This window comes from Psychromonas arctica (assembly GCF_036697365.1).
GTDB classification, from domain to species: Bacteria; Pseudomonadota; Gammaproteobacteria; order Enterobacterales; family Psychromonadaceae; genus Psychromonas; species Psychromonas arctica_A.
Genome location: NZ_JBAHZA010000007.1, coordinates 38,471 through 57,467, shown reverse-complemented (window position 1 = coordinate 57,467; position 18,997 = coordinate 38,471). Strand labels below are relative to the sequence as shown.

16 protein-coding genes and 1 pseudogene are annotated in these 18,997 nt (G+C 37.8%); 13 read left to right on the top strand and 4 right to left on the bottom strand.

Going from position 1 to position 18,997, the window contains the following annotated elements:
• Nucleotides 1-33: 33 nt before the first annotated feature.
• A complete protein-coding gene (locus tag V5290_RS09725; RefSeq protein ID WP_333384720.1) occupies nucleotides 34-930 on the bottom strand; it encodes a LysR family transcriptional regulator in 897 nt (298 codons plus the stop codon).
• Between the two features lie 155 nt (nucleotides 931-1,085).
• Between V5290_RS09725 and V5290_RS09720 the strand changes: the two genes are divergently transcribed.
• From V5290_RS09720 to V5290_RS09700, 5 genes are all read left to right on the top strand, one after another.
• Nucleotides 1,086-2,015 carry a DMT family transporter gene (locus tag V5290_RS09720; protein WP_333384717.1) on the top strand — a complete coding sequence of 310 codons (930 nt, stop codon included), beginning with the start codon at nucleotides 1,086-1,088 and terminating at the stop codon, nucleotides 2,013-2,015.
• A gap of 407 nt (nucleotides 2,016-2,422) precedes the next feature.
• Nucleotides 2,423-3,076 (top strand): DUF1826 domain-containing protein, encoded by a 654-nt coding sequence (locus tag V5290_RS09715; protein WP_333384715.1) that lies wholly within the window; start codon nucleotides 2,423-2,425, stop codon nucleotides 3,074-3,076.
• Nucleotides 3,077-3,081: 5 nt separating this feature from the next.
• On the top strand, nucleotides 3,082-3,534 hold the full coding sequence (locus tag V5290_RS09710; protein ID WP_333384712.1) for a Fur family transcriptional regulator: 453 nt from the start codon (nucleotides 3,082-3,084) through the stop codon (nucleotides 3,532-3,534).
• A gap of 63 nt (nucleotides 3,535-3,597) precedes the next feature.
• Nucleotides 3,598-4,932 carry a dihydroorotase gene (locus V5290_RS09705; RefSeq protein ID WP_333384708.1) on the top strand — a complete coding sequence of 445 codons (1,335 nt, stop codon included), beginning with the start codon at nucleotides 3,598-3,600 and terminating at the stop codon, nucleotides 4,930-4,932.
• A 111-nt stretch (nucleotides 4,933-5,043) separates the two neighbouring features.
• A complete protein-coding gene (locus tag V5290_RS09700) occupies nucleotides 5,044-6,081 on the top strand; it encodes a GTP-binding protein (protein ID WP_333384706.1) in 1,038 nt (345 codons plus the stop codon).
• A gap of 156 nt (nucleotides 6,082-6,237) precedes the next feature.
• Here the strand turns inward: V5290_RS09700 and V5290_RS09695 are convergent, their stop codons facing one another.
• From V5290_RS09695 to V5290_RS09685, 3 genes are read right to left on the bottom strand one after another with little or no spacing between them, the layout of a single operon-like run.
• Nucleotides 6,238-6,804: a PqiC family protein gene (locus V5290_RS09695; protein WP_333384703.1), complete on the bottom strand. Its 567-nt coding sequence runs from the start codon at nucleotides 6,802-6,804 to the stop codon at nucleotides 6,238-6,240.
• On the bottom strand, nucleotides 6,804-8,453 hold the full coding sequence (gene pqiB / locus V5290_RS09690; RefSeq protein WP_333384700.1) for an intermembrane transport protein PqiB: 1,650 nt from the start codon (nucleotides 8,451-8,453) through the stop codon (nucleotides 6,804-6,806). The genes V5290_RS09695 and pqiB overlap by 1 nt, the downstream gene beginning before the upstream one ends.
• Before the next feature lie 12 nt (nucleotides 8,454-8,465).
• The gene (locus tag V5290_RS09685; protein ID WP_333384697.1) at nucleotides 8,466-9,809 is read right to left on the bottom strand and encodes a paraquat-inducible protein A; all 1,344 of its coding nucleotides are present in this window, start codon (nucleotides 9,807-9,809) and stop codon (nucleotides 8,466-8,468) included.
• A 479-nt stretch (nucleotides 9,810-10,288) separates the two neighbouring features.
• On the opposite strand from V5290_RS09685, the gene V5290_RS09680 reads away from it, so the two are divergent.
• The 8 genes and pseudogenes from V5290_RS09680 to V5290_RS17550 all read left to right on the top strand — a co-directional run.
• Nucleotides 10,289-12,160 (top strand): methyl-accepting chemotaxis protein, encoded by a 1,872-nt coding sequence (locus tag V5290_RS09680; RefSeq protein ID WP_333384694.1) that lies wholly within the window; start codon nucleotides 10,289-10,291, stop codon nucleotides 12,158-12,160.
• A 100-nt stretch (nucleotides 12,161-12,260) separates the two neighbouring features.
• Nucleotides 12,261-13,055: a LuxR C-terminal-related transcriptional regulator gene (locus V5290_RS09675; RefSeq protein ID WP_333384692.1), complete on the top strand. Its 795-nt coding sequence runs from the start codon at nucleotides 12,261-12,263 to the stop codon at nucleotides 13,053-13,055.
• 98 nt (nucleotides 13,056-13,153) lie between these two features.
• Nucleotides 13,154-14,377, top strand: a complete 1,224-nt coding sequence (locus V5290_RS09670; protein WP_333384689.1) for a Zn-dependent hydrolase — start codon at nucleotides 13,154-13,156, stop codon at nucleotides 14,375-14,377.
• A gap of 13 nt (nucleotides 14,378-14,390) precedes the next feature.
• Nucleotides 14,391-15,293 (top strand): dimethylarginine dimethylaminohydrolase family protein, encoded by a 903-nt coding sequence (locus tag V5290_RS09665; protein WP_333384687.1) that lies wholly within the window; start codon nucleotides 14,391-14,393, stop codon nucleotides 15,291-15,293.
• 30 nt (nucleotides 15,294-15,323) lie between these two features.
• Nucleotides 15,324-16,172: a sugar phosphate isomerase/epimerase gene (locus V5290_RS09660; protein ID WP_333384684.1), complete on the top strand. Its 849-nt coding sequence runs from the start codon at nucleotides 15,324-15,326 to the stop codon at nucleotides 16,170-16,172.
• A gap of 26 nt (nucleotides 16,173-16,198) precedes the next feature.
• Nucleotides 16,199-17,242: an isopenicillin N synthase family dioxygenase gene (locus V5290_RS09655; protein WP_333384681.1), complete on the top strand. Its 1,044-nt coding sequence runs from the start codon at nucleotides 16,199-16,201 to the stop codon at nucleotides 17,240-17,242.
• Between the two features lie 43 nt (nucleotides 17,243-17,285).
• Nucleotides 17,286-18,086 carry a transporter substrate-binding domain-containing protein gene (locus V5290_RS09650; protein WP_333384678.1) on the top strand — a complete coding sequence of 267 codons (801 nt, stop codon included), beginning with the start codon at nucleotides 17,286-17,288 and terminating at the stop codon, nucleotides 18,084-18,086.
• 148 nt (nucleotides 18,087-18,234) lie between these two features.
• A pseudogene (locus tag V5290_RS17550) lies at nucleotides 18,235-18,885 on the top strand (amino acid ABC transporter permease); the annotation flags it as partial.
• Between the last annotated feature and the right edge of the window lie 112 nt (nucleotides 18,886-18,997).

Below are 18,997 nucleotides of genomic sequence, written 5' to 3'. Positions count from 1 at the left end.
TAAAAAGTTATATTCATTCGTTTTATAGATTATCTAAGAGGTTTTATGCCAATCTGCTAATAATTTAACGAGTTGTTTGCTCGCGCTATTTTTCTTTTCACTTTCTCGGGTGAGCGCAGACCAAGCTAGATCAAGTCCTTTTTGTCCAAGCTGAACGCTACTAATTCGCTGCGATTCAATTGCTGCATTAATTGCCCACTTGGACAGTATGCTTACCCCTAAACCAGCACTAATTAGCTCGATGATTGCATCGGTCATTTCAACCACTTCGACTTGGTGTGGAATAACACCTGACGGTCGAATAAAACGTTCATATTCAAAGCCTGGTAAAACTGTCTGACTGTAGGTGTAGTATTGAATATCTCTAAGGTCTTCCGGATTAATAAAAGCTTGGTGACTCAGTGGATGAGCATAGGGAATCACTAAGACAAGTTCATCCATAAAAAGAGGTGTGTTAAGGATACCAGGCGTGGCCAAGTAACCAGGTGCAATGACAATATCGACAGAGCTATGCTGTAAACTTGAAATCGGATTTTGTGTAGCAGAGGCAACTAATCTTAACTTGAGGTGACTGGCTTTCTGATTAACAAATTTAATAAAATCAGGTATCCAGTAATAACAGGAATAAGAGGCAACGCCTAAACGAACGATTTGTTTTTCTAGATGCGCGTTTTGCTCAAAATCTGCTTCGGCGCGCTCTAAGACTGGTAAGGTTTGTAATGCGACTTTTGTGATTAAACTACCTGCAGGCGTTAATTTTAAGCGCCGTCCTTCTTTTTCAAATAGTTTACCACCAATACGACGTTCTGCCTCAGCGATTCGATGGCTCAAAGCTGACTGGCTAATACCGAGTGCCTCTGCTGCTTGAGCGATATTACCTAATTCAGAGAGTGCTTTAAGCATTTGCCAGTGTCTAATTTCTAGTTTCATAAAGAGGCCAAATCATTAAATTAATACATGAATAAAATGCATGTATAAACATTATTATTCACTTATATATTAATGTAGTTTCGAGTATTGTCTAGTTTATCAAATGCGCATATAAACGAATATGAGCTGTTTACCGTGTTAAAAAAGAATGAGATATGATGAGACAAGTCAAGGGAGTTAAATTACAAATGAGCGGGGCTGCGATGGTTTTACTTGCGGCTATTGGGTTTGGTTTTAATCCACTGTTTGCTCAAATTCTATTTGCTCAAGGTATGTCAGTAGAAGTTGTTACTCTTTGTCGTTTTATTTTACCTGGCGTTATTTTGTCATTTTATCTTCGAGCACCTGCAGCATTATGGCCAGAAGTTGGTCGTATGCTTATTATTGGTTTTGCTAACGCTCTAGGAGTATTAGCTTACTTTTATGCTTTGCAGAATTTAACTGCAGCTAGCGCTATATTGATCTATTACACTTATCCGTTTTTCTCCTTATTGATTGGCGTTCTGATCTTCAAACGATCGTTAAGCATCAATGCTCTATTATCTGCAGCCTTAGTATTAATAGCTGCTTCATTGGTAATAGAACCTTCGGAGCTATCTATGGAGTCAAAGTGGGCATTATTGGGCTGTTTTTTAGCGCCTATGGTTTTTGCTTTTCAAATACAATATTTAGCTAAACCTAAGCAGAATTTAATGGCGCTTAATCGAGTAGCGTGGAGTACTTTAGGGCACTTAATTATTCTTATTCCACTGGTGATCTATACCTCTCCTAAGGTGGTCCTCCCTCATGAGATAAATGGTTGGTGGGCTTTATTAGGTTTAGCATTTATTGCCGCAGCCTTACCTCAATACTTGTTTGTGATAGGGGCAGTTAAAACCAAGCCAGAGGTTATTGCTGTGTTAGGGGCGGTTGAGTTAATTGTTGCAATGCTTTCTTGTGCTGTATTTCTCGATCAACCTCTAACTAGACTTGATATAACTGCGATGTTATTAGTTATTATCGCACTTGCAATACGGCACCCCAAAAAGGCTGCAATAGTGTTGGAATCTGAGCAAAAATCCCGGGGATATACTGAGTTAGTGTAAACTCAGTTAATGTATAGCTCCGTTACCAATCAATATGTTTTAATCAGTGTTGTTCACTCGATACCAAGACAGCCGTAAAAAGATAATACCGTTGAAATCGCTAATATTTTTAGTTTATTTTTCAGGTGTTAAGCTGTGGATTAATAGTAAAGTCGACACTTTACTACTGAATAACTTTCTGAACTTATTTTGTTTATAACTCTTTTCCTAAAAGTAAATCTAATGCTTCGCACTTATTTCTTTTCAATATCTTTAAGCAGTAAGCCTTTCATATTATTTAATAAATAAAATATATCTACCAGTAGCAATTATCCCTTTATAAATGTTATGTTATAACGTATCCATATTGATTTGAATATTATTGATAAATAGTATTTAAGCTGGGCAAATAAAGTGAAGGATAATCTATGAGTCTTAATACAGTTGTTAAAAAGGATGATGTTGTTGAGTCTGTATTACCATTACCGATCGATAAGCAATCAAGTGTATTAACTGATATCTATCAACCAGAAAACAATATCGCGATATGGCAACGCACATTACCAATAGAGATGACAACTTCTATCCAAGAGATGTTACAAAATAGTAAGCCATTAGCGCTTGTTAAGTACGTGACACCAGATGATGTTGCAGAATGGATTAGAGGTAAGCTGGACGGATATGCTTGTGCAAATGCTTTGAGTGAAGATATTGCATTAATTGTCGATATGTTCTGCTGTTTATTTGATACCAAAGAAGCTGGATTACGTTTAACCACACTAGATAAAGCGATGTGTCCAAAATTTCATGTTGATCAAATACCATGTCGTTTAGTGAGTACTTATACTGGCACAGCAACAGAATGGTTAGAAAATAATCACGTTGATCGCAGCCAATTAGGCGCAGGCAATAAAGCTGGTCATTCTGATAATGATTTTACGATGCAACGCATGCAGTCAGGTGATGTTGCTTTATTAAAGGGTAGTGGCTGGAAAGGTAATGAAAATATGGGGTTAGTGCATCGCTCACCTGCTTTAAAGTTAAATGAAAAACGATTATTACTCACATTAGATATAGTGTAATCACAATGAATGAATTTAATACGATTATTGATTTTGTAGAAAAACATTGTAAAGCACGTGGTAAAAAACTAACGCCAAAGCGTAAATTAGTTTTACAGACATTGCTGCATGCTAACAAAGCACTCTCTGCCTACGAATTGTTAGATTATTGTCAAACTCATTTTAAGCAGCCTATGCAGGTTATGACAATTTATCGTATTTTAGAGTTTCTTGAACAAGAGCACTTTGTTCATAAGTTAAAAGTATCTAACCAATATGTGGTTTGTTCGCATATCCTCTGCGAAGATGAGCATGGTACTCCGCAGTTTTTAATTTGTGAAAAATGTAACAAAATCAATGAACAAATAATTGATCCTCAAATGATGACAGGGCTTCAGTCAAACGCCCAACAGGAAGGGTTTACTGTGGTTAATCCACAGATTGAAATCAACGGTATATGTGATCAATGTGTTGAGTAAAGTCCTTCAGACCTGCCTTTAAACTATTTCTTATATTATTTCCTCAAAGGAGTGTGAAAACTTATGTCTGCGACATTAATTAAAAATGCCCAAGTGGTTAATGAGGGTACTATTACCTACACAGATGTACGCATTGTTGACCAGCGCATTGAGCGTATCGCAGTTAATATAGAAGCAAAACCAGGTGATCAAATTATTAATGCTGATGGTGCTTATTTATTACCAGGTATGATTGATGATCAAGTTCATTTTCGTGAACCAGGTTTAACTCATAAAGGGACTATTGCTAGTGAGTCACGCGCTGCAGTTGCTGGTGGTATTACTAGTTATATGGAGATGCCTAATGTAAATCCAGCAACCACTACCATAGCGGCATTAGAGCGTAAGTTTGATATCGCAAAACAAAGTTCATTGGCTAACTACTCATTTTACCTAGGGGCAACTGAAGATAACTTGGAGCAAATTAAGTTATTAGATCCAAGTAAACATTGTGGTGTGAAGGTCTTTATGGGCGCGTCAACGGGGGATTTATTAGTTGAAGACCCACAAGCATTAGAGGCTATTTTTCGTGATGCACCGGTGCTGATTGTGACTCACTGTGAGAGTGGTGCAGTTATTAAAGCAAATCAAGAAAAGCTATTAAGTAGTAAAACGCAATTTGCTATTGATGATCATCCTGTATTACGAGATGAGCATGCCTGTTACGCTTCTTCTTCATATGCAGTTGGATTAGCGAAAAAATATAATAGCCAACTGCATGTATTGCATATTACTAGTGCAAAAGAGCTCGCATTGTTTGAAGCGGGGCCGATTGATAATAAATCTATTACAACAGAGGCTTGTGTACACCACCTTTGGTTTAGCGAAAAAGATTATGCTGCATTAGGGAATCAAATAAAATGTAACCCTGCGATTAAAACAGAGCATGATCGCAATAGCTTACTCGCAGCTTTAAAGACAGGGCAGATTGATATTATTGCCACTGATCATGCTCCGCATACCTGGCAAGAAAAACAAGTTCCTTATGAACAAGCACCAGCGGGTTTACCTTTAGTTCAACATGCTCTATTAAGCCTATTTGAGCAAGTGGAGCAGGGGGTAATGACTTTACCGCAGGTTGTTGAAAAAGCAGCGCATAATCCAGCTATTCGTTATCGTATTCAAGAGCGTGGTTATATTCGTGAGGGTTATTATGCTGATCTCGTATTAATCGATAGTAAAGCTGGCACATTAGTAAGTAATGAAAATAGCCTGTATCACTGTGCTTGGTCACCTTTTGCTGGACATCGGTTTTCTGCTCAAATCAAAAATACCTGGGTAAATGGAAAATTAGTTTATGCGAATCAACAAATTATTGACGATCCATCTGCTGCTATGCGCTTAGCATTTGCAGGTTAAGAAAATTGGTATTAGGCTTCTAGTAAAGATAAATCAGTATGTTAAGGGTAAATTTAATGAATCAGAACACAGTGTTAATCATGCTTGAAAAAAGCCCTAGGAGAGTTAGTAATGCGCTCTGAACATCAGCCGATTTTAAAAGTTCCAACCAATATTATTACTGGCTTTCTCGGGGTAGGAAAAACCTCTGCCATTTTAAACCTTATTAAAAATAAGCCTAACAATGAGCGTTGGGCAGTATTAGTTAATGAATTTGGTGAGATTGGTGTTGATGGTAGCCTAGTGCAGGGGATGCATGGTGATACAAAACAAGTATTCATCCGTGAAGTACCTGGCGGCTGTATGTGCTGTGCCGCTGGTGTACCGATGCAAGTTGCCCTTAATCAATTATTATTAAAATCGAAACCAGATCGGTTGTTGATTGAGCCTACTGGACTTGGTCACCCCAAAGAAGTATTACAGGTATTATCTTCAGAACATTATCGCGACACATTGTTATTACAAACAAACATCACATTAGTTGATGCCCGAAATTTATCGGATGCTCGATATACTGAACATGAGACATTTAATCAACAGATAGCGATTGCTAATACCGTGGTAGGTAATAAGGAGGATCTTTATCAAGAAGGTGATGTTGGTAAGTTACAAGATTACGTCGTAAAAGTAGCGGGACAAAACACTAAGGTTATTTTTTCTGAGCATGGTACTTTTTCGTTAACAGAGCTTGATAGTACAAATCAAATTCAGCAGCCTGTATCTGACCATCATGACCATCATGACCACCATACAGAGAGCCAACCGCTTGCATCAGAAGTATCTATGCCCGAGAGAGGCTTCATTAAAGCTATTAACAAAGGGGAAGGGTTTTATAGTGTCGGTTGGCGTTTTGCTGAGACTAAAATATTCGATCACAATAAACTGTTATTATTATTTTCCGCGTTAACAGTGGAGCGTATGAAAGCAGTATTAAGAACAGATAATGGTACGTTTGGCTATAATCTTACTGTTGATGGATTAACTGAGACACAATTAGAGGAATGCCAAGAAAGTCGTATTGAGCTAATTGCAGAGCAATTGAATATATCGTTGATAGAACAACAATTATTTAATTGTATCAAGTCATTAGATAAACCCGTAAATAGTTAAGTTTATATAATTGCTTTGACTGCTAATTAGCATTTAAATTAGCTACTTTTTATTAAGCTCTTGTCTATTTATGTGAAATGTCACATAAATAGACTTAGCCTTATAGGCTGGCTTAGAGATGCTGCTAAATCTAATAACCTTTTGTTTACTCTACTTTTATAATGTATTAATTTGCTTGCTAATATCATGACTTAACTCGACTAAGCCCTTGGCAAGAGACGTAACTAGCTGCTCGTAACCATCGGCTTTTAGTGGAGTGTTAATGTCGAATTGACCGCCCTTAATCAACTTACCTTGTGGATTAATTAACAACCATTCACCACTTAGCTCAGCTTCACCAGTAAAAGCGCCATTAAATTTATTTAGGTGTATTTTTAGTACCGTTTGGTTTGTCAATTGCATTGATGAATGGCCTGCTATTGGCCAATAATGCTTCTGTGTCGCCCTTAGATTGCTAGCCATTCTCTGATCAATTTGTTTTGATATTTGATGCGCCCAGCTATTATGGTTTGCCAAGATAACCTTGGTGTCTGATACTCTGTACACTAGGTTAGCTTGATCTAAGTAACTATCTAATTCAGTGCTCACTACTAATAGTGGCAAGCTATTATTTGCTATCGCTGTTGCAGAGGTTTCTGGTAATAAAAATAGTGAGTCTTGCTGCACTTCATTATTACTACACCCTGCGATAAATATAACAAATATCAATAACCACTTTTTCATTAGTTTGCTCTCTTAGTTGGAATTGGATCGGCCACTTGGTCTTCACCAAATATCAGTGAGTTTGGTTTGTCGTTAATCTGTTTTAATACAGGTTGTAATTCAAGCATGACTTTTTCAACTTTATCCAGAGTCTGCTCTAAATCGTTATACATAACTGAGTTAGGGCTGAAGCCTGCTAAAGTTTGTTGTAGTTGCTGTAGGCTAGTTTGGACATCAGCAGGTATTGTTTGGATCTCTTTTTGCGAGATTATCTCATTAAGTTTATCAAAAGTGTTGTTAGCAGATGTTAAGGTCTGATTTAAAGAGTTCATGGTTTTAGTCATTGAACCGGCTACTTCATTTAAAGGAATTTTATTAAACTTATCCATAAATGAGGATATTTGTTCCTGAATCATGGCTAAGCCTCCTTTTTTGGTAGGGAAAACGTCGTATTCACCTACTTTAGTGATCTTAAAATCAGGGTTTGGGGTGTCGAACTCTGTATCAATAAAAAGCGCTCCCGTTAATAAGTTACCACTTTTCAATTGGCCTTTAAGACCACTTTTAAAATGTTCCTCAATGGTTTCGCGGAAATTACTTAAGGACAAGTTACGATCTGCATTAAATAATCTACCAAGCTCAATTTTGATTAATACTTGAATTTTCACCGATGACGTATCGCCTTGAGGCACCATCATGTCATAAGGTGCTTGTAATACTGTCCCTATACGAATACCTCGATACTCTACAGGAGCACCAACAGTTAGGCCTCGAATCGTTTCATCAAACTCCATAATGAATTTTACATACTGTTTATAAAGTCCGTTCTGTACTTGTTCATAGTTATCAAATAGCGGCAGTTTTACTACGTCACTGGCAAAGGGAGTGCCTGCTCTTTCACCTGCAGGAATACCAAAAGTAACACCACCAGAGACTAAGCTTTGTAGTGAATCTACTTGTACTTTAATACCATCAGCATTGAGTTGAACATCAACGCCTGATGTTAACCAAAACTGCGAGCCAGAAAGTAATAGGTCATCATAGGGTTCGAATATAAATAGCTGATATAAGGCTTTTTTCGTTTTTAAATCAAAAGAGGTCTTTTCTACACGCCCCACGGTAAACCCTTGGTAGGAAACTGGATCGCCAACGCTGAGTTTACCTGCATTGTTATGGCTTAAGATAACGCGTTTACCTTTACTGCCAAGCGGTGCCACAGGAGGAAGATCTAACGCTTCAAATGTAAGTTTTTTCGTTTTAGAGTCGCCAGGCTGTATTTGAATATAAGCCCCAGACAAAATAGTATCTAGCCCTGATATACCTTCACTACCCACCCGTGGTTTAACCACCCAAAATTGGGTCTTATCATTAAGCATTCTTTGGCTATCTTTGTTCATTTGTGCTTTTATTTGTATGTGATCGTAATTTTCACTGAGTGTCACAGAGGTGACTATTCCTACTTTTACATTCAAAGATCTAATTTCAGTTTTACCGACTTTGATGCCTTCTGCTGTTGGCATATTAATGGTGATTTCTGTACCTTTGTTATCTATATATTGAAATAACATCCATGCACCAATAAACAATGCCAATATTGGAATGATCCATATTGCAGATATTTTTTTCTGTTTTTTTATTGTTGCTTGCACTGGCGTATCATCACTCATCATTGGTTATCTCTTCTAATCATTTATTGGTTGAGTATATAGCGTTGCTTTATCAACGTCTTTTTTGGTTACAGTGTTGGTGTTACGCCACAACATACGAGAATCAAATTTTATTGCTGAGAGCATAGTAAATATAACGACAGCTGCGAAGCAAAGTGCCGCTGGACCTGGATAGATTGACATCAGTTTTTGTAATTGAACCAGTGCGACTAATATCGCCACAACAAAAATATCAATCATTGACCAGCGTCCAATAAACTCAGTTATGCGATATATTTTTAACTTCTTAATCGCATCACTTTCAGGCAAATTACTCAGCGTTTTCGCAGTAATAAATAACCAGGCTAACGCAAATATTTTAAGCAATGGAATAAATACACTAGCAATAAAAATAATTGCAGCCACAGGGTAAGAACCTAGTTGCCATAAAAGAATAACCCCTTCCATAATAGTCGATGGGCTACTTGTGCCTAAGCTGACGGTATACATCATTGGATATAGGTTGGCTGGGAAATAAAAAATAACGGCTGTAATTAACAAAGCCCATACTTTTTGCAAATTAGCTTCCATATCAAAATCATGAAGTGGTGCATCGCATCGTATACACGTTTGTTGTTTAGTTTGGTTGTTAGGGTTTATTTGATGACAAGTATGACAACTAAGATGCGTCTTAGAATGGTGAGTATCCCCTAGATAACTTGGTTTAACCGGTTTAGCTGGAATAAGCTGCTCCCAAAGCCAGCTCTTATCAACGATCGCAACACATTTAACGACTAAAACCGCGTAAATACAGAAGGTAAAAAATGAGTAGCCAAGGCTGATTTCAGCAAGAGAGGCTATTTTTACTAAGCTAACTAAGACACCAAGTAGAAATACATCAACCATTAACCATGGTTCAATCAAAAATAATAATTTGCAGAGAAACTTAATCACTTTTCTAGGTTTTTGATTGGTTAAGTTGGATGATTTTTTAGTCGCTTGAAAGTATAGGTATAACATCAAACAAACATAGAGACCTGGTAGCATGAATACCGTACCTAATAATAAAAAACCAAGTAAGGTATTTTGATATTCTCCTAGCATATGAGCTGCTTGTAATAGGTTAATCTCTTGAGTTAAACCTTGCACCGAGAAAGACATAAAAGGAAAGGAGATACTCAACAACAACATAATTAAACAAGCGAAAGCAAAGGCCAATGCTTTTTGATGCACAAAGGCAATGTTTTGCATTAATACATGTTCGCATCTTGGGCAATGTGCTTTTTGATCTTCATGTAACTCAGGGACAGCGACAACTAGCCCACATTCTTCACAGGAGATCATTAAGTTAGTGTGTGTAGCGTTAATATTTGTATTCACGTTATGAGTATGTTCGCTTATTGATAAAACTGACGTTAGTTTTAGTTCTATAAAAAGAGTATCAAGTATTGGTAGATGAAAGTGAGTATGAATGAACTATGATTTTTGATAATAACAGATGTTTTTTTCTACATCTATGCGAAGCCAAAAGTAATCAAAAGGTATCTATAAACTTTAATCACTGATGAACAGCCGAGGTTAAGTCGAATGTTTAAAGTTATAGAGTGATAACTACAATCAGCGTCATGTAACAGAGATTCATCAATATTGAATTAATAAAACAACAACTTACTTGTTAAGTAGTAAAACTCTCCTATATTTCTTTAAGTAAACATCATTACTTCGTTCACAAAAAGCAGAATAAAGGTAATATCACTATAAACTAACCATATAGATATACTAAATTGGTTGATATTTAATCTAATTTTTTGTGATAGGTAATCTCACATACTACTTAACTTTATATTTTAGGACCCATAATGGCTATTTCGATCGGATTTAAACAACGAATAATATTGGCATCGACACTTTTATTAGGTGTGTCTTTATTAGTTTCAAATTGGGTGTCGTATAGTACGACTCGCGCAGAAAGTGTCGCGGAAGTAGAGAGAAATTCTCACGCAGTGTTAAAAAAGGTTAAAGAAGATATTAATGCGTGGTTGCAAAGTGGTGAGGTAGTAATTACTAGTGCAAAAAAATTATTAAATAGTAATGATACAGCCAAAAAAGATGAAATTGCCAAGCTATTAGTCGCTTCAACCCCGTTAGATGCAGTTAACTTTGCTGATCAACAAGGGCTTACAGTCGGTAATGCGGGCGTTATTGAAGATTATGATGCGACTCAAGAAGAGTGGTATCAAGATGCAAAAGCAGCCAATAAACTAATTATTACTGATATTTACTTTGATAAAGGGATCTCAGATAAGTATATGTTTAGCTTTTTGGACGTCGAAAATAACGGCGTAATTGGCGGAGATATATTTTTAGAGGCGGTTGATCATTTCATTAAGGATGTCGACTTCAAAGGCTCTGAAATCAGTATTTATGATGCAGATGGAGGGTTAATTAGCACTTCTGGAAATGGTAAGTTTGGCGATCGAATGGTTGATAAAGCGTTGGAGCGACATGTCCTAAGCACTGATAATGGTAAATTCATTTATCAAAAAGGTAGCCATCAGCAACAAGTTTTTTTTACTGATTTAACATTAATTGGTGGTAAGAAATGGCATATCGTGATGGATATTGATGAGTCGGTCGTATATCAATTCTTAGATGACCAACTTAGTTCAGCGATTATTACTGCTGCGATACTCATCCTAGTGACGATTGTTTTATTGGTCGTAACACTAGCCAAAATTTATACACCGATTATTTCATTGAAAGAAAGAATTGGTAGCCTAGCTCAAGGAGAAGGCGACCTTACACAACGCCTAGAAGTTAAAGGAAATGACGACCTTGCGCAAATAGCCATGGATGTGAATTCTTTTATTAGCCAGTTACAAACCATGTTAATTGATGTGTTAACTTCTTCAGCTGAGATATCAGAAGAAATTAGACAACTGAAACAAGCTTCGCTTGCTAATACACAGTCGTTGAGAATGCATTCCGATGAAACTAATCAAGTGGTCGCAGCTATTACAGAAATGAGTGCTTCGGCTAATGCGGTTGCTGACAATGCGAGACAAACGGCCTTAAGTACACAGAAAACAAGTGATGAAGCATTAGTATCCAAAGAGCTTGTTCAAACATCTTCTGATAGTGTAAGAATGCTAGTAACAGAGGTCGATACAGCTTCAGAGCGTATTAATACTATGAATGAAAATACGCAAGAAATCGTATCGGTATTAAGTGTTATCGGTGCTATTGCTGATCAAACTAACTTGCTTGCGCTAAATGCAGCAATTGAAGCCGCACGTGCAGGAGAGCAAGGTCGAGGGTTTGCTGTAGTTGCTGATGAAGTTCGTTCGTTAGCCGCAAGAACTCAAACCAGCACCGCAGAAATTAACGAAATACTGTTAAAATTAACAAGTGATGCTGGGCTTTCGGTTAAAGCAATGGAAGTGACTCGAGAGAGTTGCCAAAGTACAACTGATAATACGATTCGTGTTGGTAGTGGCTTAGATGCAATGGTCGGATCCATTATTGAAGTGAATGAGTTAAGTTCACAAATTGCTACAGCTGCTTCAGAGCAAAGCACAGTGGCAGATGAAATAAGCCGTAATATGTCTTCAATCCAAAATATGGTGAATGATTTAACTGAAAATGGCCAGTTAACGACAAACAGTACAGAAAACTTAGTGACAGCAAATCAACAGCTAGCTGCCTTAGTGAGCCGTTTTAAACTAAACTAAGCACTTTATAGACACTCCTTTTATAGTAACTATAAAAGGAGTGTCTACTTTTCCCTCGCAATTTGATAACTTATGTTTAAATGAATTGATGAGAATATTTATGCATAAAGACCAACTCACCTTTAATAATATGATCACCTACGGTATTGCTGATTTAATTCTATCAATTGGCGATCCCGCTTTTTTTGATAAATTAACCTACTTATTAAAATCGGCAGCGAGTTTCGATGATTATGTTATTTTAATTTATCATCCGACAAAGTCTCCTACCGTCTTAAACTCTTCCTTTGCGACTGACGAGATGGCCGTTTGGGATCGTTATTTAGCTGGGGCTTACCTATTGAGTCCATTCTATAATTATGGGGTTAATCAAGGAAAAGAAGGGTTTGTTACATTAGATGAGATAGTGCCCGATAATTTTTATCAAAGTGCTTATTATGAAGATTATTTTCGACAATCTAAGCTAGTGGATGAAACCTGTTTTGCTGTGCAGGGGAATGATAATAACGTGTATTTATTATCATTAGGTAGAACTAAAACCTTATCTAAATTTAGTGACCGTATGTTAGTGAGATTACGAGAGTTGTATCCTATTTTTAGCTCAGCAGTGAAAATGCACGATAAAACACAACACTTACCGGACCGTCATTCTCATGTCAAAATAAAGGAGTATATTGAACAATTTGGTATGGATGTGCTGACTCCCAGAGAGCATGAAGTCACACTATTGTTGATTCGTGGCTACTCAAGTAAAGAGGCTGCACGTTTACTTAACATCTCATCTGAGACTGAAAGAGTGCACCGTAAAAATATTTATACCAAGCTACAAGTAAACTCACAGCATGAGTTACTCGCCAAGATATTTGACGATATTGTAAACCTCACCCCAAACTAATTTTTGCTTTAAGTATGTCTATACCGCAATTGGGTAATAGTACTCAGTAAATTCTATCTCTATGATAATTTTAACGATTATCAAGGTAGCAGATACTGATGACACAAATACAAATTAAACCAGAACGATTACTTTCATTTATTGCTGAAATGGCCAAAATTGGCGGTACACCTAATGGCGGGTGTAATCGCCAAGCGTTGACCGAAGAAGATCGCATTGGCCGCGCATTATTTCTTGATTGGTGCCGTGAGATTGGCGGTGTTAGCCGACTTGATAGCATGGGTAATATCTTTGTACATTTTGAAGGAACTGATACCACTAAATTACCTGTATTAATGGGATCGCATTTAGATACTCAACCTTCTGGTGGTAAATTTGATGGCGTTTATGGTGTGCTTGCTGCATTAGAAGTTATGTCTTCGTTATATGATCAAAACATAACTTTGGCTCATCCTGTCGAAATTGTGGTATGGAGTAATGAAGAAGGCTCTCGGTTTAGTCCTGCCATGTCAGGATCCGGTGTTTTCGCTGGTAAATTATCACAACCGACACTTTATCAATCGGTTGATGACCAAGGTATTAGTTATCAACAGGCTCTTATTGCAACGGAACAACTTGGTGAGTTACCTTGTGAATCCTTTCCTTTTGCCGCCGCATTAGAGCTTCATATCGAACAAGGTCCTATCCTAGAAGCGGAGCAAACAAGCATTGGTATTGTAACTGGTGTGCAAGGGATGAATTGGTATCAGGTAACCATTTCTGGTGAAACTACTCACGCAGGCCCAACGCCGATGTCAATGCGCAAAGATCCTGTGCAAGGTTTGAATACATTGCTACCAGCTATCTACGCTAAAGTCGCTGAATATGGTGAGCAAGCTCGAATTACCATCGGTAAAATAACAACTATTCCAGCCTCGCCAAATACCGTTCCTGAACACGTTATTTTCACTTTAGACTTAAGGCATCCGACTCAAACCATATTAGACACTATGTCTAAAGAAGTTTTGAACCTCTGCGAACAAATTCCACCTATTTTAAGCTCTAAAATTGATGTGTTGTGGCAATCCCCTGCAGTTGAGTTTGACTCGCGTTGCATCGAAGTAGTTAGCGGTGCAGCTAAAAAATTAAACTTGAGTGCAATGCCGATAGTTTCTGGGGCTGGTCATGATTCAGTTTATTTATCTACTGTTGGGCCTACTGGAATGATTTTTGTGCCATGTAAAGATGGCATTTCCCATAATGAGAAAGAGCATGTTGAACCTGAGCATTTAATTGCTGGTGGCAATGTTCTATTGCATAGCTTGATGCAATTAGCACAATAAAAGGAAGGGTAAAATGGATAATTTATTAAGCCGCCGTCAAACCAATGGTGGAACCACTGCGTTAACTGATTGGGGAATTACTTCAGAAACAGGGCGCTTAAAAGAAGTATTAGTTGGGCCGATTGACCATTTTGAGTGGCGCTCAGGTAATTCAACATCTCGACGTCATATGGAAGCAGGCGAACGTTATGACTTAAATGTTGCTAAAGCACAATATAACGAAATGCTTGATGTTTACCGCGAAACAGGTGTGAATGTGCATTTTTTAAATGCTAAATCAGAACAGCCTTATTCTATTTATGCTCGAGATTCATCAGTGATGACTCCATGGGGGCCAATTATTAGTCAAATGTATAGTCCTTGGAGGCAGAGTGAGTGGCTTACTGTTTTAGAGTTTTATACTAAAAAAAATATTCCTATTTTTGATGTTGTGACTGCTGGTAATTTCGAAGGTGGCGACTTTATGCTGATGGAACCAGGTGTGGTGCTCTGCGGTTACTCTGGCGAGCGCACTAATGAAGCTGGTATGAATCAAGTAAAAGGCTGGTTTGAAAAAGAAGGGTGGGAATTTCAAGGAATTAAATTCGACTCTCATTTTTTACACATGGACGTACAGTGTGTGATGGTTGCTGAAAAATTAGCTGCGGTATGTACTGCGGTTGCTCCGGACAGTTTATTGAAGTGGTTAAAAAGCAAACATATCGACATTATTGATATCCCTTACAAAGAAGCGATGGAGCTAGGTTGTAATATTGTTTCATTAGGTGATGAAAGAGTATTAATTCCATCGGATAGTTTGACCTTGAGAGATCAATGCAATGCACGTGGATTAACCGTGTTTGATCCTGATATATCGATGATTACTAAAGGTGGCGGTGGCGTACATTGCATGTGTCAAGCTTTGAAAAGAGATTAAAAATAAACATTAATATTGGATAGGTGAAAAATGGATCTCGCATTATATCGAACATTATGGGGTGTGACTGAGCCGCTCACGTCGTTGGTTGATCAACTTCGTGATGCAGGATTTTCCGGAGTAGAAGGAAGAATCCCTGCGAGCACTAAAGCAAGGTCAGCTTTTAAATTGGAATTAGAAAAAACGGGTTTAGATTATATTGCGATTATCTTTACCGGTGGCGATGTAATTCCTAATCAAAGTAAAACACCAGCAGACCACCTTAATTTTTTAACCGAGCAAATAGAGTATGCGAAACAGCTTGGTGCCAAATTTATCAATGTGCTTGCAGGCAATGACCGTTGGCCAATGACTGTTCAGGTGGATTTCTTTTCGAAGGCAGTAGCGATTTCAAAAAAAGCAGGTATCACATGTAGTTTTGAAACTCACCGCGGCACTTCTTTATACAGTCCTTGGGTTACGTTAGCACTCATGGAAGAAGTACCAGAACTATTGTTCACTATGGATATTAGTCATTGGGTTCTAGTGTGCGAACGCTTATTAGATAGACCTGAAGACCAAGATGACTTAGCTGCTTTTTTAGCGCGAGTGTTTCATGTACAAGCTCGAGTGGGTTATGACCAGGGAGCACAAGTCCCTCACCCTGCGGCACCAGAATATCAAGCTGCGTTAGCATTTCATCAAAACCAATGGCAGAAAGTTTGGAAGAACCATCAAGAGCAAGGCCGTCTAATCACCACAATGACGACTGAGTTTGGTCCTGATGGGTATTTACATCATTTGCCTTTTACTGATGTGCCTGTCGCTAATTTATGGTCATTAAATGACTGGATGGCGCAGGAAGAAAGAGCACATTTTACTCGTTTTATACAAGCATAATAAATAATGGATTTAAAAGGCTTACTATGAAGAATCAAAGAAATACATTTACACATATTCCAGTGGTTAATGTGTCTGGATTGTTTAGTGATGATAAACAACAGCGTGAAGCTGTCGCACAAGAGATGGGAAAAGCTGCTGCAGAAGTTGGATTCTTATATGTAACTGGGCATGGAATTCCAGTCGATAAAATAGCGAGTTTAAGAGAGGCTGCCAAGCGCTTCTTTGCGCAATCATTTGAAACAAAAATGCAGCATTATATTGGTAGTTCTGAAACCCACAAAGGATTTGTTCCTGAAGGGGAAGAAATATACGGAACAGGTAAACCAGATAATAAAGAAGCCTATGATGTAGGTTTTCCAGCGCCTAAAGATAATCCATACGTTTTAAATAACACCCCTTTAATTGGCGAAAACGAATGGCCAAAACTAGCTAGTTTTCGTGAGCCTATTTTGGATTATTACAATACATTATTTGCATTAGGCAGAAAATTATTCTCCGGCTTTGCTCTCGCTCTAGGCCTAGAAGAAACTTACTTTGAGAAGATGGTGACTTGTCCGCCTGCCAAATTACGTCTAATCCATTACCCATTTGATGAGAATGTTGTTGATCGACCAGGTATCGGAGCACACACCGATTACGAATGTTTTACCATGCTATTGGCAGACCAACCTGGGTTGGAAGTACTGAATGACGATGATGTTTGGGTCGATGCTCCTCCTGTAAAATTAGACGATGAAGAAGCTTTTGTTATTAACATTGGTGATATGTTGGAAGTATTGACTGCAGGTAAATTTGTCGCGACATCTCACCGTGTTAGAAAAGTGGCTCATGAACGATATTCATTCCCGCTATTTTTTGCTTGTGACTACGACACACTAGTTAAACCGTTACCGCAATTTGATGATGGTAAAAGCGAGTATAAAGAACTCAGTATTGGTGAGCATATGTATAGCCAAGCATTACAAACTTATCGTTATTTGCGTGAAAAAGTAGCTAACGGTGAATTATCACTTCCTGAACGTGCGACAGGTGTTGCGACGTTTGGACATTTAAAGAAACAAAAATAACGTTTAATTAATATTTATTAATACTACGACAAGGAAAATACTTATGGAAAAGGTAAAAAAATTACTCACAACAACATTAATTGCAGCTGCAATAGGTACAAGCTCAGTGAATGCGATGGCTGCATCAACTCTTTCTGAGGGTAAGCTAAGCGTTGGAATGGAGATCACTTATCCACCTTTTGAATCCTATGAGGGAGATAAAGTGGTTGGCTTTGATCCTGAACTCACTGTTTTGTTAACCAATAAAATGGGTGTGAGTTATGAATTTAGTGATAACAAATTTACTGGGTTAATTCTTGGTTTAGGTGCTAATAAATTTGATGCGGTTATTTCTGGTATGTACATTATTCCAGATCGACTTAAAAAAGCCGATGCTATTCCTTATGCGAAAACTGGTGCATCTATCATGGTGCCAAAAGGCAGCGATATTCAACCCAAAACAGGTGAAGATTTATGTGGTGTTAAGGTCGGCCTTCAACAAGGAACTACTTGGGTTAAGACGTTAAATGATTTATCGACTTCATATTGTGTGGAAAATGGCCTTAAGCCTATTATCGTCCAAGAATTTCCTACTGCGCCTGAAGTAACGCAAGCAATGATGTCTAAAAACGTGCAAGCGCAATTGGAAATTGCTGGTGCGGCAACCATGTTTGTAGAACGCACTAAAGGACGTGTTCAAATCAGTTCAGATACGCTTGTCTTCCCTCAGACTTTAGGCATTTACATCAAAAAAGGTAATGAAGCGTTAAAAGCAGAACTAGAAAAAGCGATGGCTGAGATTAAAGCCGATGGGTCGTACGATCAGTTGATTACTAAATATGAATTAACACCTGTTAGTGAGTAATCGAAAGCAGTGGCGATGAGTACTAGTGTTCTATTTTACGACGAAAGTTATAGAACACTATTTTCCTCCTTCGATGATTAAATCGAGTTTTTTTATTTGTTTGAAATGCAATTTTAGTTAGAAGTACGTCACTTCTAAAGGAGTTATTATGAGTTTAGATTGGCAGTACTTTTTTTCATTATTTACTGTGTACGACTTCTATGAAGCTTGTGTAGTAGTGGTTATATTAAGTGTTTTAGCTTGGGTTATTGGCGCAGTACTTGGCTTTATTATCGCTTGTTGTAAGTTATCTGAGAAAAAGTGGTTATCGATCCCTACTTCGGTATTTGTCTGGTTTTTCCGAAGTGTGCCTCTATTAGTCGTGTTAGTTTTTGTTTATAACATGCCTCAACTTTTCCCTTCTACAGGTACATATCTTGGTATCCCATTTTTTGCTGGTTTAGTTAGTTTAGTAGTAACAGAAGCCGCGTATATGGCTGAAATTCATCGTAGTGGTTTATTATCTGTTGCTAAAGGGCAAAAAGAAGCTGGGCATGCTTTGAGTATCGGTTTTTTTGGTGTTCAACGTATTATCATTATTCCTCAGGCAATTCGTGTATCAATGCCTGCTATGATTAACGAATTTGTGACAATTATTAAATTAAGTTCCTTGGTGTCTGCTATCTCTTTATCGGAAATATTACAGGTTGGACAGCGACTTTATTCTCAAAATTTTCTTGTATTAGAAACCTTATTAGCAGTAGCTGTTTATTACGTTGCGATAGTCACTATTTTCAGCTCAATTTTGCATTGGGCTGAAAAGAAAATGGATATTCCGTCGCGCTCGCCAGAAGCATTATCTGATGAACAGTGTGAAATATTAAGACAACAAGCCAAAGCGGTTAACAATACACCGATTGACGCGACCGAAA